The sequence below is a fragment of the Geodermatophilus sp. SYSU D01106 genome (assembly GCF_054049995.1).
Genome location: NZ_JBJGYM010000020.1, coordinates 22,801 through 37,937, shown reverse-complemented (window position 1 = coordinate 37,937; position 15,137 = coordinate 22,801). Strand labels below are relative to the sequence as shown.

16 protein-coding genes are annotated in these 15,137 nt (G+C 75.2%); 9 read left to right on the top strand and 7 right to left on the bottom strand.

Annotation, left to right across the window (positions count from 1 at the left end; translation table 11 throughout):
* Positions 1-21: 21 nt before the first annotated feature.
* On the bottom strand, positions 22-660 hold the full coding sequence (locus ACI78R_RS18445) for a dihydrofolate reductase family protein (protein WP_457041805.1): 639 nt from the start codon (positions 658-660) through the stop codon (positions 22-24).
* Between the two features lie 160 nt (positions 661-820).
* On the opposite strand from ACI78R_RS18445, the gene ACI78R_RS18440 reads away from it, so the two are divergent.
* Entirely contained in the window at positions 821-2,038 is a 1,218-nt protein-coding gene (locus ACI78R_RS18440) for an EAL domain-containing protein (RefSeq protein WP_457041804.1), read from the top strand.
* A gap of 74 nt (positions 2,039-2,112) precedes the next feature.
* Here the strand turns inward: ACI78R_RS18440 and ACI78R_RS18435 are convergent, their stop codons facing one another.
* On the bottom strand, positions 2,113-2,676 hold the full coding sequence (locus ACI78R_RS18435; RefSeq protein WP_457041803.1) for a GNAT family N-acetyltransferase: 564 nt from the start codon (positions 2,674-2,676) through the stop codon (positions 2,113-2,115).
* 167 nt (positions 2,677-2,843) lie between these two features.
* Here ACI78R_RS18435 and ACI78R_RS18430 point away from each other — a divergent pair, with 167 nt between their 5' ends.
* Both ACI78R_RS18430 and ACI78R_RS18425 read left to right on the top strand, forming a co-directional pair.
* Positions 2,844-3,710, top strand: coding sequence for a diguanylate cyclase domain-containing protein (locus ACI78R_RS18430; protein WP_457041802.1), 867 nt, complete (start codon positions 2,844-2,846; stop codon positions 3,708-3,710).
* A 46-nt stretch (positions 3,711-3,756) separates the two neighbouring features.
* On the top strand, positions 3,757-4,587 hold the full coding sequence (locus ACI78R_RS18425; protein WP_457041801.1) for an SDR family oxidoreductase: 831 nt from the start codon (positions 3,757-3,759) through the stop codon (positions 4,585-4,587).
* A 67-nt stretch (positions 4,588-4,654) separates the two neighbouring features.
* Here ACI78R_RS18425 and ACI78R_RS18420 read toward each other — a convergent pair whose 3' ends face one another.
* Complete coding sequence (locus ACI78R_RS18420) at positions 4,655-6,511, bottom strand: ABC transporter ATP-binding protein (RefSeq protein ID WP_457041800.1); 1,857 nt, start codon at positions 6,509-6,511, stop codon at positions 4,655-4,657.
* Between the two features lie 43 nt (positions 6,512-6,554).
* On the opposite strand from ACI78R_RS18420, the gene ACI78R_RS18415 reads away from it, so the two are divergent.
* Together ACI78R_RS18415 and ACI78R_RS18410 are read left to right on the top strand one after the other, a co-directional pair.
* Complete coding sequence (locus tag ACI78R_RS18415) at positions 6,555-6,980, top strand: MarR family winged helix-turn-helix transcriptional regulator (RefSeq protein WP_457041799.1); 426 nt, start codon at positions 6,555-6,557, stop codon at positions 6,978-6,980.
* Between the two features lie 118 nt (positions 6,981-7,098).
* Entirely contained in the window at positions 7,099-7,527 is a 429-nt protein-coding gene (locus ACI78R_RS18410; RefSeq protein ID WP_457041798.1) for a DUF1707 SHOCT-like domain-containing protein, read from the top strand.
* Between the two features lies 1 nt (position 7,528).
* Here the strand turns inward: ACI78R_RS18410 and ACI78R_RS18405 are convergent, their stop codons facing one another.
* The gene (locus tag ACI78R_RS18405) at positions 7,529-8,389 is read right to left on the bottom strand and encodes a GGDEF domain-containing protein (RefSeq protein WP_457041797.1); all 861 of its coding nucleotides are present in this window, start codon (positions 8,387-8,389) and stop codon (positions 7,529-7,531) included.
* 196 nt (positions 8,390-8,585) lie between these two features.
* Between ACI78R_RS18405 and ACI78R_RS18400 the strand changes: the two genes are divergently transcribed.
* A complete protein-coding gene (locus ACI78R_RS18400) occupies positions 8,586-10,661 on the top strand; it encodes a hydantoinase/oxoprolinase family protein (protein ID WP_457041796.1) in 2,076 nt (691 codons plus the stop codon).
* Positions 10,662-10,735: 74 nt separating this feature from the next.
* Positions 10,736-12,634, top strand: coding sequence for a hydantoinase B/oxoprolinase family protein (locus ACI78R_RS18395; RefSeq protein WP_457041795.1), 1,899 nt, complete (start codon positions 10,736-10,738; stop codon positions 12,632-12,634).
* A 63-nt stretch (positions 12,635-12,697) separates the two neighbouring features.
* Here ACI78R_RS18395 and ACI78R_RS18390 read toward each other — a convergent pair whose 3' ends face one another.
* Both ACI78R_RS18390 and ACI78R_RS18385 read right to left on the bottom strand, forming a co-directional pair.
* A complete protein-coding gene (locus ACI78R_RS18390) occupies positions 12,698-12,865 on the bottom strand; it encodes a hypothetical protein (RefSeq protein WP_175562943.1) in 168 nt (55 codons plus the stop codon).
* 57 nt (positions 12,866-12,922) lie between these two features.
* Entirely contained in the window at positions 12,923-13,738 is an 816-nt protein-coding gene (locus tag ACI78R_RS18385; protein ID WP_457041794.1) for a helix-turn-helix domain-containing protein, read from the bottom strand.
* Positions 13,739-13,825: 87 nt separating this feature from the next.
* Here ACI78R_RS18385 and ACI78R_RS18380 point away from each other — a divergent pair, with 87 nt between their 5' ends.
* Positions 13,826-14,239, top strand: a complete 414-nt coding sequence (locus ACI78R_RS18380; protein WP_457041793.1) for a hypothetical protein — start codon at positions 13,826-13,828, stop codon at positions 14,237-14,239.
* Positions 14,240-14,256: 17 nt separating this feature from the next.
* Entirely contained in the window at positions 14,257-14,619 is a 363-nt protein-coding gene (locus ACI78R_RS18375) for a nuclear transport factor 2 family protein (RefSeq protein WP_073422176.1), read from the top strand.
* A 29-nt stretch (positions 14,620-14,648) separates the two neighbouring features.
* On the opposite strand, the gene ACI78R_RS18370 is transcribed toward ACI78R_RS18375, so the two are convergent.
* Positions 14,649-15,131: a DnaJ family domain-containing protein gene (locus tag ACI78R_RS18370; protein ID WP_457041792.1), complete on the bottom strand. Its 483-nt coding sequence runs from the start codon at positions 15,129-15,131 to the stop codon at positions 14,649-14,651.
* Positions 15,132-15,137: the final 6 nt, after the last annotated feature.

Sequence of the window (15,137 nt, the reverse complement as noted above, 5' to 3'; positions counted from 1 at the left end):
GTACACCAGTCAGTACGAGGATCAAACCGACGTGGCGTCCTCGTACTCGAGCCCGAAGGCGCCCGTGGCCACCTCGCCGTCCCGCCGGTGCGCGGACATGACCGCCCCGGTGGTCGTGACCTCGGAGGAGACCGTCCGCCACGTCCGCGGTGCCGCGCCGCCCTCGAACAGCCGCTTGCCCCGCCCGAGGACCACGGGGAACACGACGGTGCGCAGCTCGTCGACGAGGTCCTCGGCCAGCAGGGTCTGCGCCAGCCCGATCGAGCCGTGCACCTGCAGCTCCCCGCCGTCGGCGGCCTTGAGCGCGCGGACGGCGGCGGGCACGTCGCCGTCGAGCAGCCGGGCGGTGGACCACTCCAGCGAGGTCAGCGTCCGCGAGGCCACGTGCTTGGTCTTGGTCTGCAGCGCCGTGGCGACCGCGTCGCCGGTGGGGTCCACGTGCGGCCAGTGCTGGGCGAAGATCTCGTACGTCCCGCGGCCGAGCAGGAAGTCCTCGGCGGGCGCGAACCAGGCGTCCATCTGCGCACCGAGGCGCTCGTCGAAGAAGGGCACCAGCCACCCGCCGTACGGGAAGCCGCCGGAGGTGTCCTCCTCCGGGCCGCCCGGCGCCTGGGCGACGCCGTCGAGGGTCAGGAACGTGGTGACGGTGAGCGCGCGCATCGGGTCCTCCTGGGGAGCGGGGCTGTCGGAGGGACAGACGGCGGCCGGGGCCGCGACTCATCGGTCCGGGTGAGGTCCGGGCGAGTCCCGGGGCGTGCGCTCCAGTTGCGCGCAACCGGTGCCGATGGGGGGACGTCACCCTCACGGACGAGGAGCACCGATGGCCCGACAGCGCACGGACGCCGAGCAGCAGATCGCCGACCTGCTGCACACGGCGAGGAAGTCGCTGCACATGAGCGTGGCGTTCCTCAGCCGGCTCGACGGCACCACGCAGCACCTCGAGGTGGTCGACACCCGGGTGCCGGTGCTCGTGCAGGAGAAGGCGAAGGTCGCCCAGGACACCTCGTTCTGCCAGGCGATCCTCGACGGGAAGCTGCCCGCCGTCATCGACGACGTGAAGCGCTACCCGCTGGCGATGTCGCTGCCGTCGGCGCGCATCCCCCGCATCCGCAGCTACGTCTCGACGCCGGTGACGCTGTCCGACGGCTCGCTCTACGGCACCTTCTGCGCGTTCGGCTTCACCTCCGACAAGGAGCTGACCGGCCGCGACGAGGCGCTCATGAAGGTCCTCGCCTCCGCCGCCTCGGTGATCATCGAGCCGGAGATCCGCGAGCAGCAGCGCCGCGACGACATCGACGCCCGGCTCGACCCGCTGGTCGCCGCCGGCGGCCCGAGTGTCGTCCTGCAGCCGATCGTCGACCTGGCCACCGGCGTCCGGGTGGGCGCCGAGGCGCTCAGCCGCTTCCCGCGCGAGTGGGGCAAGGGCCCCGACGTCGTCTTCGAGGAGGCGCACAGCGTCGGCCGCGGGCACGAGGTCGAGCTGCTCGCCCTCCGCGGCGCGGCCGCGCACCTGGACCGGGTGGGCGGCTACGTGGCGATGAACGTGTCCCCGCAGACCCTGCTGACGCCGGGGTTCGCGGCGCTGCTGGCCGGCCTGCCGCTGGACCGCGTCCTGCTCGAGCTCTCCGAGCACGACCCGGTCGAGGACTACGACGCGCTGACCACCGCGCTGGTGCCGTTCCGCGCGGCGGGGATGCGGCTGGCCATCGACGACGTCGGCGCCGGCTTCTCCTCGCTGCGGCACATCGTGGTCACGAACCCCGACGTCATCAAGATGGACCGCAGCATCGTCAGCGGCCTGCACACCGACCCGGTGCTGTCCAAGCTCGTCGAGTCGCTGGTCAGCTTCGGCCACGGGTGCGGCGTGAAGGTGGTCGCCGAGGGCATCGAGACGGCGGAGGAGGCCGCGCGGCTGCGCGACCTCGGCGTCGACCTCGGCCAGGGCTGGTACTTCGGCCGCCCCGGCCCGCCGGAGGCGCTGTCCCCGGTGGCCCCCGCCGTCCCCGCACCCCGGCCCGCGGAGCGCCAGCCCGCCTGAGGACCCCGACGCGCGCACCAGCCGGCTCAGGCACCCCGCAGCTCAGGCGCCCCGCAGCTCAGACACCCCGCAGCTCAGGCACCCCGCAGCCCAGGCGGCCGGCGCAGCAGGTAGACGACGTGGTCGGGCGGGTCGACCGGGTTGTCCGGGGTCAGCGGGCCCTCCGCGACGCGGGTGAACCCGGCCCGCTCCAGAGCCCGCCACGACGCGACGTTGCCCGCGGCCACCGGCACGAGGACGGCGTCGGCCTCCGGGTGCGCCGCCCAGCTCTCCGCCACGAACGCCCGCAGCATCGCCGCGCCCGCACCCCCGCCGCGGACGCCGGGCTCGCCGATGAGGTAGTCGATCGACAGCGCGCGCGGCGGCACCGCCACCACCGGCATGAGCTCGTCGACGTACTCCGGGAAGTCGGCGATCCGGTACCGCTGCACCAGCCCGAACGGCCGGCCGTCGGCCAGCGCGAGCAGCACCTCGGCGCGGTCGGTGCCGTCGATGCACGGCCCGAAGTCGGCCTCCAGCGCCTCCGGTGTCGTCTCGTGCGCCCACCAGCGGGCGACCAGCGGCTCCTCCAGCCAGCGACCCAGCAGCGGCAGGTCGGCGCGGGTCAGCGGGCGGAAGCCCACCGGGCCGTCGAGCACGCCGCCACCGTAGGGCGCGGGCACCCCCGACGGGGGATGCGCGCTCGAGGAACGGCGTCCCGGGGCCGATGGAGAGGGGGACAGCAGCTCTCCCGAGGAGACCGACCGTGCACGCATCCCGACGGCCGTCCCCGTCCGGCGGCACCCCGCGGACGGCGACGGTCTCCGTGACCTCCACCGCCCTCGACGGCCTGGCCCGCGCCACGCTGGAGGCCACCGCCGCCCTGGTCCTCGTCTGCGACGACGGCGGCCGCGTCCTGCTGGCCAACCCCGCGCTGCAGCGCTTCGCCGGACGCAGACGCGAGGAGCTCGTCGGCCTGCCGTTCTGGGAGGTGGTCACCATCCCCGAGGAGGTGGAGCTCGCCCGGGCCGCGATGGCGATGGTGGTCTCCGGCCGCCCATCCATCCCCGGCGAGGTCGACTGGCTCACCGGCGACGGCGACCGGCGGCGCATCGAGCTGCAGACCAGCGTGCTGACCCGCGAGGACGGGACCCCCTACGCGATCGCCTTCGTCGGCATCGACGTCACCGCCCACCGCGAGCGGGAGGCCCAGGTGCGCCGGCAGGCGGTCACCGACCCGCTCACCGGCCTGGCCAACCGCAGCGCCCTGTTCGCCGTCCTCGCCGCGCGGCTGCACGTCGAGACCGGCGACGGGTGCAGCCTGGTGTTCTGCGACCTCGACGGCTTCAAGGGCGTCAACGACCGCTTCGGCCACGCCGCCGGTGACCGGCTGCTCGTCGCCGTCGCCGGGCGGCTGCGGGACCTGGCCGGCCCGGACGACGTGGTCGCCCGGCTCGGCGGCGACGAGTTCGTCGTCGTCTCCCGCGGCCTGGACGCCGACGCCGCGGCCGGGCGGGCCCGGCGCATCGAGGCGGCCGTGCGCGAGCCGCTCGACGTCGCCGGCGAGGTGGTGCGGATCGGCGTGAGCACCGGGACGGCGACCGGCGGCCCCGGCGACGACCCCGACAGCGTCATGAACCGCGCCGACATGGCCATGTACGGGGTGAAGAGCGTCCGGCGCTCCCGGCGCTGAGCCCCCGGCCGGGAACATCCCGCCCGGCGGCCGCGCTGCCGCCGGCATGCCCAAGACCTGGTTCATCACCGGCGCGTCCCGCGGGTTCGGCCGCGAGTGGGCGATCGCCGCCCTCGAGCGCGGCGACACCGTGGCCGCCACCGCCCGCGACACCGCCACCCTCGACGACCTGGTGCAGCGCTTCGGCGACGCCGTCCTGCCGCTGCGGCTCGACGTCACCGACCGCGAGGCCGACGTCGCCGCCGTCCGGCAGGCCGCCGAGCGGTTCGGCCGCCTCGACGTCGTCGTCAACAACGCCGGCTACGGCCAGTTCGGCATGGTCGAGGAGGTCTCCGAGGCCGAGGCCCGCGCCCAGTTCGAGACCAACGTGTTCGGCGCCCTGTGGGTCACCCAGGCCGCGCTGCCGGTCATGCGGGCGCAGGGCTCGGGCCACGTGCTGCAGGTGTCCTCGATCGGCGGGATCAGCGCCTTCCCGAACATCGGGATCTACAACGCGTCCAAGTGGGCGCTCGAGGCGTTCAGCCAGTCGCTGGCCGCCGAGGTCGCCTACTTCGGGATCCGGGTGACGATCATCGAGCCCGGCGCCTACGGCACCGACTGGGGCGGCTCGTCCGCGAGGCACGCGACGCCGGACCCGGCCTACGACGCCTTCCGCGAGAAGGCCGCGGAGCAGCGGAGGGCGCGCGCCGGGAACCCCGGCGACCCGGTCGCCACCCGCGACGCCGTCCTGCAGCTCGTCGACGCCGACGAGCCCCCGCTGCGCGTGTTCCTCGGCGACGGCCCGCTGGCCATCGCCACCCGCGACTACGAGTCCCGGCTCGCCGAGTGGCGGCGCTGGGAGCCGTTGTCGGTCGCCGCGCACGGCCGGCGCGACTGACCCCGGCGGGGGAACCGGCCCGGCCGGGGACGGGCGGACCGTCCCCGGCCTCCGCGCGGGCGCCGGGTCAGGCGGCGAGCAGGTCCTGCGCGTCGTCGCCGGCGGCGACCAGTTCCGCGTAGCGGCCGCCGCGGGCCACGAGCTCGGCGTGCGTGCCGGACTCGACCACCCGGCCGGCGTCGAGCACGACGATCCGGTCGGCGTGCCGCACCGTGGACAGCCGGTGGGCGATGGTGATCGTCGTCCGGCCGCGGCGGGCCTCGTCCAGCGCCGCCTGCACCGCGCGCTCGGTGGCGGTGTCGAGCGCGCTGGTGGCCTCGTCGAGGACCAGCACCCGCGGGTCGCGCAGCAGCAAGCGGGCGATGGCCAGGCGCTGCTTCTCCCCGCCGGAGAACCGGTGCCCGCGGGCACCGACGACGGTGTCGTAGCCGTCGGGGAGCGCGGCGATCACGTCGTGCACCTGCGCCCGTCGGGCCGCCGCCTCGATCTCGGCGTCGGTGGCGCCGGGGCGGGCGTGCCGCAGGTTCTCCCGCACGGTGGTGTGCAGCAGGTAGGTCTCCTGCGAGACGACGCCGACCACCTGCGCGAGCGTGGCCAGCCGCAGGTGGCGCAGGTCGACGCCGTCGATGCTCACCCGGCCGGTGGTGGGGTCGGCGAGCCGGGCGACCAGCGAGGCCATCGTCGACTTCCCCGAGCCGGTCTCGCCGACCAGCGCGAGCGTCGTGCCGGCGGGGACGGTCACGTCGACGCCGGAGAGCGCGGGCCGGGCGCCGTCGGGGTAGGTGAACCCGACGCCCTCCCACCGCACCTCGCCGCGGACGGCGGCGGGGTCGAGCCCGACCGGGGTGGCCGGGTCGTCGATCTCCACCGGCAGGTCGAGGTACTCGAACACCCGGCTGAACAGGGCCATCGAGCTGGTCACGGTGACGCCGACGTCGAGCAGGCCCATGAGCGGGCGGAACAGCGCGCCCTGCAGCGTGGTGAAGGCGACCAGCGTGCCGATCGTCATCCCGCCGGAGGTCGCCGGCAGGCCGGCGAACAGGTAGATCAGCGCCGGGATGCCGGCGAAGACGATGCTCATCGTGGCCATCCGCCAGCGGCCGGCCAGCTGGGAGCGCACCTCGAGGCCGACGAGGTCCTCCGACGTCGCGGCGAACCGCCGGGAGGCGGCGGGGCCGGCGCCCAGCGTCTTGCCGAGGAGCACGCCGCTGACGCTGAGCCCCTCCTCGACCTGGCCGTGCAGGTCGGCGAGGTGCCGCTGCCGCTGCGCGGTGACCGCCCGCCGCATCCGCGCGACCTTGCGGGTCAGCGCGATCGCCGGCGGCAGCACGACCAGCGAGAGCAGGGACAGCCGCCACGACAGCGCGACCATGGCGACCACGGTGCCGACGACGGTGGTGGCGTTGGCCGCCAGCGACGTCGCCGTCGAGGTGACCACCGACTGCATGCCGCCGATGTCGTTGGTCAGCCGCGACTGCACCTCTCCCCCGCGGGTGCGGGTGAAGAAGCCCAGCGACTGGCGCTGCAGGTGGGTGAAGACGGCGGTGCGCAGGCCGTGCATGACCCGCTGCCCCACGGTCGTGGACAGCCACGTCTGCAGGACGCCCAGGACGGCGGTGAGCGCGGTGACGGCGACCATCCCGGCGACGGCCAGGACGAGCAGGTTGACGTCCTGCCGCGGGATGGCCTCGTCGATGACCAGGCGCACCAGGAACGGCGTCGCGAGCGCGACGGCCGAGGAGCTGACGATCAGCACGACGACGGTCGCGACCTGCCAGCGGTACGGGCGGAACAGCGCCGTCACGCGGCGCAGCGGGACCGGCGCGCGCTCCAGCTGCGCGCGGTCCGCGGGGTCGACGGCGCGGCCCGACCGCCCGCCGGAGCCGCTGCCGCGGCCCATGGGTCCCTCGTCGATGGCGACCACCTCCGGTTGTTGAGGCTACCTCACGGTCCGGTAACCTCAGGGTATGGCGGCGCATTCCCGGGACGACGACGCGGCCGTGGTCGACCTGCTCATGCGCGCCGCCCGCACCCAGCGGCGGCGCTGGCTCGACGCGCTCGCCCCGTGGGACCTCACGCCGCACCACGCACGGGCGCTGCGGGTGGTGGCCGGCCGCGACGGCACCCGGCTGTCCGACCTCGCCGAGGCGCTGCGCATCGCCCCCCGCTCGGCCACCGAGGTCGCCGACGCGCTGCAGGCCCGCGGCCTGGTGGAGCGCACCCCCGACCCGGCCGACCGGCGCGCCGTCGTCCTGCGGGCCACCGAGGAGGGGCTGAGGGTGCGGGCGGAGGTCGACGCCGCCCGGGCGGCGGACAGCCGCGAGCTGCTGGCCCGCCTGTCGCCGGACGACCGCGCCCAGCTCGCCCGCCTGCTCCGCGCCCTCACCGACTGACCCCGCCGCCGGCCCGGGCGGGGGCCCTCGTAGCGCTATTGGCCCCTGACTCCGGGCGGGAGGCGGGACCACCGATCGGTGGACCCGCGGGGGTGGACCGCGGTGCCACGATCGGCACATGGGTGAGCCGGTGCGCGCCGAGCAGCTGCGGGTGTCCGATGTCGAGCGGGCCGCCGTGCAAGAGCGGCTGCGCCGCGCGGTCGGGGCGGGCCAGCTCGACCTGCACGAGTTCGACGAGCGCCTGCAGGCGGTGTGGGCCGCCCGCACCCGCGGCGAGCTGCAGCGGGTGACCCTCGACCTGCCCGAGCCGCCGCCCCCGCCGCCCCCGGCCCCGCGGCACCGCGTCTTCTCCACCACCCCGGGCGGCACCACGATGCGGGTGCTCACCACGGTGTGGGCGAGCGTGGTGGCGGTGAACGTCGTCGTCTGGCTGCTGGTCTCGCTGGGCAACGGCGGCCCGGTCTACCCGTGGTTCATCTGGCTCGCCCCGTCGGGCGCGGTGCTCGCGGTCCTCTACGCCACGGGGATCGGGCGCCCCCGCCGCTGAGTCAGCGCTCGGAGCGGCGGCGCTGGCGGGTCTTGGCGCCGTACATCGCCCGGTCGGCGCGCGCGACCACCTCGTCGGGCGCGTCGCCCGCCCGGCCGACCGCACCGCCGACGCTCACCCCCACCCGCAGCGCGCCCGCCACCGTGGGCACCGGCGCGGTCACCCGCTCGCGCACCCGCGCGGCCAGCTCGGCGACGTCGTCCTCCTCGCAGCCGGGGCACAGCACCACGAACTCGTCCCCGCCGAACCGGGCGCCGACGTCGTCGCCCCCGGCCGCGGCCTGCAGCCGGGCGGCCACCTCGGCGAGCACGGCGTCGCCCACCGCGTGCCCGTGCACGTCGTTGACCACCTTGAACCCGTCGAGGTCGCAGAACAGGACGCCGCAGGGCACCCCGTCCTGCTGCGCGAGCCGCCGGCCGAGCTCCTCGAAGAACGTGTGCCGGTTCGGGATGCCGGTGAGCCGGTCGGTGCGCGCCCGCTGGGCCAGCGCCTCCTCGCGGCGCCGCTGCTCGGTGACGTCGAGGCCCACGGTGGCCACCCCGAACGGGCGCCCGTCGGGACCGCTCAGCACGTTGTTGCGCATCGCGATGAGCCGCCGCGTCCCGTCGGCGGTCAGCCAGTCGCCCTCCTGGGGGTATGCCCGGCCGGTGTCGACGGCGCGCGCCACGGCGTCGAGCGCGAGCTCCCGGTGCTCCGGCGCCACGAAGACGTCGACGAACAGCTCACCGAGCAGCCGCTCGGGCGGGCGTCCGGTGAACCGCTGCAGCGCCGGGTTGGCCAGCAGGATCCGCCCCGCACCGTCCACCACGCAGACGAGCGCGTCGGTGCCCTCGACGAACCCGTGCGCGAGCCGGGCGTCCACTCAGCCGCGCTCGGCGAGGACGCCGCGGTCGTCGTCGTGCCCGATGGTCATCCCGGCACCTCCCCGTCGTCCGCCCCCGCGCGATGAGAACACGCCCACCGTCGCACGTCGATACGGCGCACCGCCGTACCGGATCATGGGCGACGCGCGCGGAGTCCCTTCCGGTCGAGATGTCTCAGCACTAAGGTATCCGGGCATGGCAGCGGCGCGCCGGGTCCGGATCGGCATCGACACCGGGGGCACGTTCACCGACGTGGTCGCCGTCGACGAGCAGACCGGTCAGACCACGACCACGAAGACCCCGTCCACCCCGGCCGACCCCGCCGAGGGCTTCCTCGAGGGCGTGCGGAAGGTTCTCGGCCTGATGGGGCTCGACGGCTCCGCGGTGACCGCGGTCAGCCACGGCACCACGGTGGCCACCAACCAGCTGCTCGAGGGCAGGCTCGACCGGATCGGGTTCGTCACCACCGAGGGCTACGAGTCGGTGCTGGAGATCGCCCGCCAGTCGGTGCCCGACGGCTACGGCAACAGCTACTTCTGGGTCAAGCCGCCGCGGATCGTCCCGGCCGACCTGGTGCGCACCGTGCGCGGGCGGCTGGACCACACCGGCGCCGAGGTGCGCCCCTTCGACCGCGACGACGCCGTCGCCGCCGCCCGGTTCTTCCGCGACGCCGGCATCACCACGATCGGCGTCTGCTTCCTGCACGCCTACGCCGACGACGCGCACGAGCGGGCCATGCTCGAGGTGCTGCGCGAGGAGCACCCGGGCGCCGTCGTCAGCATCAGCTCGCAGGTGCTGCGCGAGTACCGCGAGTACGAGCGGTCGGTGACCACGCTGGTCGACGCCGCGGTCAAGCCGCGGGTGGGCACCTACGTCACCAACATCCGCACCCGCCTGGACGAGATCGCGCCCGGCGTGCCGTTCTACGTGATGAAGAGCAACGGCGGCGTGCTGTCGGCGGCCGAGGTGGTGCACCAGCCGATCACCACGATGCTGTCCGGCCCCGCGGCCGGGGCGCTGGGCGCCGCGCTCATCGCCGGGACGGCGGGCTTCGACCGGGTGCTCACCTGCGACGGCGGCGGCACCTCCACCGACGTCACCGTGGTGGTCGACGGCGAGCCGGCGCTCACCACCGAGGGCTCGGTGGGCGACTACCCGAGCAAGATCCCGATGATCGACGTCGTCACCGTGGGGGCCGGCGGCGGCTCGATCGCCTGGCTCTCCCCCGAGGGCACGCTCAAGGTGGGCCCGAAGTCGGCCGGCGCCGACCCCGGCCCCATGTGCTACCCGTCCGGCGGCGACCAGCCGACCGTCACCGACGCGCACGTCGTCCTCGGCCGGATCCCCCCGCACCTGCTCGGCGGCGAGATCCCGCTGTCGGCCGACGCCGCGCAGGCCGGCCTGGAGGCGCTCGGCGGGAAGCTGGGGCTGTCGCTGGAGCGCACGGCGCTCGGCATCCTGGAGATCTCGGCCTGGAACCAGGCCAACGCGCTGCGCCAGGTCACGGTGGCCCGCGGCCTCGACGTCCGCGACTTCACGCTCACCACGTTCGGCGGCTCGGGCTCGCTGCTGGCCTGCCGGCTCATGGACGTCCTCGGGCTGCCGCGCACGCTGGTGCCGCCGAACCCCGGCAACGTCAGCGCGTTCGGGCTGCTCACCGTGGACGTCCGCAACGACTACGTCCAGACCGTCGTCTCCAAGCACCTCGACCTCGACCTCGGCCGGGTGCAGTCGGTGTTCGCCGACCTGGAGGCGCAGGCGCGGACCGCCCTGGACGGCGAGGGCTTCGGCCCCGACGAGCAGCGGATGCAGCGCACCGCCGACCTGCGCTACGTGGGCCAGGCCTTCGAGGTGCGGGTGCCGGTCGCCGACGGGGAGCTCGACCGCGCCGCGGCCGAGGACGTCGCGCAGGCGTTCCACGCCGCGCACCGGCAGCTCTACGGCTACGACTTCGCCGACGACCCCCGGCAGGCCGTGGAGTGGGTGAACCTGCGGGTCAGCGGCATCGGGCCGATCCGCCGTCCCGACATCGTGGCGCTCCCTGTGGAGGACGGCGGCATCGAGCGGGCCCGCACCGGTTCCCGCCGCGTCTTCTTCGACGACTGGGTGGACACACCGACCTACAACCGGCCCGACCTCGCCCCCGGCGACGTCGTCTCCGGCCCGGCGATCGTCGAGGAGTTCGGCTCCACCGTCCCGGTGCACCCCGGCTTCGCCGTCACCGTGGACACCTACGGCAACCTGCTGCTGACGAAGGAGTCGGGCAGGTGAGCGAGCTCGCGAGCGAACCCATCGAGCAGAGCACCACTCGTCACGAAGCCGACGAGCGCCAGCGAGGAGGCAGAGTGACCGCCACGTTCCCCACCGGGCCGCTGAACGCGACGAAGGTCGACGCCGACCCGGTCCTCGTCGAGATCGTGGCGGGCACGCTCGCCGCGATCGAGAAGGAGGTCGAGACCTCCATCGGGCGCACGTCGCGGTCGCCGATGATCCGCGACGCGCACGACTTCCGCGCCGGCATCCACGACCGCAACCTGCGCAAGCTCACCGGACGCTCGTACTCGGCGCTCGTGCACCCCGTGGTGCGCGACTACCCGATCGAGACGATGAACGTCGGTGACGTCTTCTTCCACAACGACGTCTACCAGTCCGAGGGCGGGATCGGGCACCTGCCCGACCTGTGCGTCACGGTGCCGGTGTTCGCGCACGACGCCGAGTCCGGTGAGCAGCGCGTCGTCGCGTTCATCCAGGCGTTCGGCCACCACGACGACATCGGCGGCGCGGTGCCCGGCTCGATGCCGTCGGCGGCGACCAGCGTGTACGAGGAGGGCCTGATGGTCCCCCCGATCAAGCTGTGGGACCGCGGCGTGCCCAACGAGAGCGCGCTGAAGATCATGACCCGCAACTCGCGGATGCCCGACTCGCTGGCCGCCGACCTCGACGCGGAGTGCTCCGCCTGCCTGGCCGGCGCCCGCCGGCTCGGCGAGCTGTTCGACAGGTACGGCGTGGCCGCGGTCGAGGCCTGCTTCGACGCGATCCTGGCCAGCTCGACCGAGGTCTACCGCCGCGAGATCCTCAGCCAGATCCCCGACGGCACCTACGTCTGGGAGGACTACGCCGAGCACGACGGCGTCGAGGAGCCGCAGCTGCACCGCCAGCGGATCACGCTGACCATGGACTCCACCCAGGAGACCCCGCTGGTCATCGACTTCACCGGCACCGGCCCCCAGGCCAAGGGCCCGATCAACCACTGCGGTGACTACGCCGACGGCAACTTCCTCAAGAAGTGGCTGGCGCCGATCCTGCGCAACCTGGCCGAGACGCCGGAGCGGATGGCCCAGCTGGACGTGAACGAGGGCGTCGTCCCGCTGATCGAGATGCGGTTCCCGGAGAAGGGCACGCTGCTCACCCCGGTCTTCCCGGCACCCACCAACGCCCGGACCTTCGTGATCCTGCGGCTGCTCGGCGTCCTGGCCGGTGTGCTCGCGAAGGCGACCGGTGGCCGGATGCCCGCCGACCAGGAGACGATCCGCTACACCGGCGTCTACGGCACCGACGTCGACGGCGAGCCCTACCTCATGCGCGAGGTCCTGGGCGGCGGCTCGGGCGGGCGGTACTACGCCGACGGCGAGGACACCATCCACGTCGTCCCCGACTCCCGGAACCTGCCCACCGAGTTCACCGAGGGTCGCTTCCCGCTGCGCATCGAGCGGCTGGGCCTGGCGGTGGACTCCGGCGGCGCCGGGCGCCACCGCGGCGGCTGCGGCTACGAGAAGCACATCCGTGTGCTGCGCGACGCGCACTTCATGTCGATCGCCGACCGCTCGATCCTCGCCTGCTGGGGCGTGAAGGGCGGCAAGGCCGGCCGGCCGTTCCAGATCACCGTCGACCCGGGCGGCCCGGACGAGCACGACGTCGACGCCCTCGCCGACGCCGAGCCGCTGAAGGCGGGCACGGTGGTCCGCATCCGGACGACGGGCGGTGGCGGCTGGGGCGACCCGCTGGACCGGCCGGTCGACGAGGTCCTGCGCGACATCGCCTGGCGCAAGGTGTCGGTCGCGGGCGCCCGTGACGACTACGGCGTCGTCGTCCGCGAGGACGGGACCGCCGACGAGGCGGCCACCGAGGAGCTGCGCGCCTCGATGCGGGCGAGCCGCACCGGCGAGGAGCCGTTCTTCGACCGCGGCCCCGGCTACGCCCTGCTGTCCGGCGGCGCGACCTCCAACGAGTTCGACGTCCTCTGACGGCTCGTGCTCTGCCCCGTGGCGCGGGGCAGAGCACGAGCCGGCGGGGACAACCGGCGGGACTCAGGTCACGGGGTCGGTGGTGCCGGGGTCGGGCTTGGCGTCGTCGCCGGTGACGCCCTCGTCGCCCTGCGCGGAGGTGTCCTCCTCGACGCCGTCGGGACGCAGCGGCGTCTCCTCGAGCACGTTCTCCCTGGCCTGGTCGCGGTCGGTGCCGGGTACCTCGGTCATCGGGTCCTCCCTGTCGTGGGGTCGCGCGGCGGTCGGGTGGGGTCGGCCACCCCTCCCCTACCCCGCGGCCCGGGCGGCAGGCCCCGGTTCGCCCCCGGCGGAACGGGCCGCCAGCCAGCGGGCGGTGGCGGCGTCGGCGGGCAGGAACGCCTCCACCGACAGCTCCGCGGCGGTGAGGTCGACGGCGGTGCCGAAGGTGGTCACCGTGCTGAGGAAGCACAGGACGTCGTCGCCGGCGCGCAGGCGCAGCGGCACCGCGATCCCGTCCGGCGTCGAGCGGTCGGTGCCGCCGGGCAGCGCGGTGAGCTCGCGGTGCAGGGCGGCCAGCGCGGGGTCGCCGGTGAGGTCGGCCTCGCGGGCCAGCCGGTACAGCACGTGCGCCCGCCACTGCGGCAGGTTGAGCACCCGCGGCGCGAGCCCCTCCGGCGACAGGCTGAGCCGCAGCACGTTGACCGGCGGCTCCAGCAGGTGCGCGGGCAGACCCTCGAGGAACAGGTCGACGCCGCGGTTGGCCATCACCAGCTCCCACGAGCGGTCCACCACCAGCGCGGGGAACGGCTCGTGCGCGGTGAGCACCAGGTCCAGCGCACGGGTGACCGCCGCCATGTCGGGGTCGCCGAGCCCCCGGCGGCCGTAGGCGGGCGCGAAGCCGGCCGACAGCAGCAGCTCGTTGCGCTCGCGCAGCGGCACCTCCAGCCGCTCGGCCAGCCGCAGCAGCATCTCCCGGCTCGGCCGCGCGCGGCCGGTCTCCAGGAAGCTCAGGTGCCGCGCGGAGACCTCGGCGTCGGAGGCCAGGTCGAGCTGGGACAGCCGGCGGCGCTGCCGCCAGCCGCGCAGCAGCTCCCCGACGGGTGGGCGGACGGCGGTGGTCACGGCGCGGACGCTAGTGACGACGGCGGCCGGCGTCGCCTACCTCGCAGGTAATCGACGCGCTTCCCCGCCGGGGCCACCGTCCCGGCCATGACAACGACCACCTCCCGCCCCCGCACCCCGTCCCTCCTGGGCGCCGACCCGCTGCGCACCGCGCTGCGCCTCGACGCCGCCGTCTCCGGCGCCAACGGCCTGGCCTACCTCGCCGCCGCCCCGCTCCTGGCCGACCTGCTCGGCGTCCCCGCCGGGGCGCTGCGCGGCCTGGGCGGCTTCCTGCTGGTCTTCGCCGCGGGCGTCGCGCTGGTCGCCGCCGGACGGCCGGTCCGCGCCGGCGCCGTCGAGGTCGTCGTCGGCGGCAACCTGCTGTGGACGGCGGGCAGCGTCGCCGCCGTCGTCGCCGGCCGCTTCGACCTCACGGCCGCCGGCACCGTCTGGGCGCTGCTCCAGGCCGCCGTCGTCGCGGGGTTCGCCGCCCTGCAGCTCGCCACCCTCCGCACCCGCTGAACCGAAGGAGAACCCCCGTGACCGCCACCCCCGCCCTCGCCGACCGCTACCTCGCCGCCTGGAACGAGACCGACCCCGCCGCCCGCCGGGCGCTCGTGGACGCCCTGTTCACCGAGGACGTCCGCTACACCGACCCGCTCGCCGACGTCTCCGGCCGCGAGCAGCTCTCCGGCCTCATCGGCGCCGTCCAGGCGCAGTTCCCCGGCTTCGTCTTCCGGCCCGCCGGGGACGCCGACGCCCACCACGACCAGGTGCGTTTCACGTGGCACCTCGGTCCCGACGGCGCGGAGGCCCCGGTCACCGGGTTCGACGTCGCCGTCACCGACGGGGACGGCCGCATCGCCACCGTGCTCGGCTTCCTCGACCGCGTGCCGTCCTGACCCCGCCCCGCGGGACCCGTCCCGCGACCTCAGCCGCGCCGCCGCTGCCACCAGCGGCGGCGCGGTGGTGTGTCCGGGAGCGCGGCGGCCGGCGGCGGGGGCGGCGGGCGGTCCCGGCGCCAGCCCTCGACCAGCGCCTCGACGTCGGCCAGGCCCGGCACCGGCGACCAGCGGCTCTCCTGCGGCCGGCGCCAGAAGGCCTCGACGCGGGCGTTGTAGTCCTCGGCGACGGCCCGGACGGCGTCCTCCGACGGCAGCCCGGCCACCCGGGCGGGCAGGTCGTCGCGCTCGCGTCGCAGCGCGAGCCCGGGCGGCAGCATCTCCGCCGGCGCGATGCCCTCCCGGCGGGCCTTGGCGACCGCCCAGTCGAACACCGTCTCGTCGGGGTCGAAGGCCGGCAGCGGCCGGCCGGTCCCGCGCAGACCGGTGAAGTCACCGCGCTCCTGCGCCTGGCCGATCTGCCGCTCGACCCAGGTCTCGAAGGACACCCCGGGCGGCTTGCGGTCGGTCACGCCCCC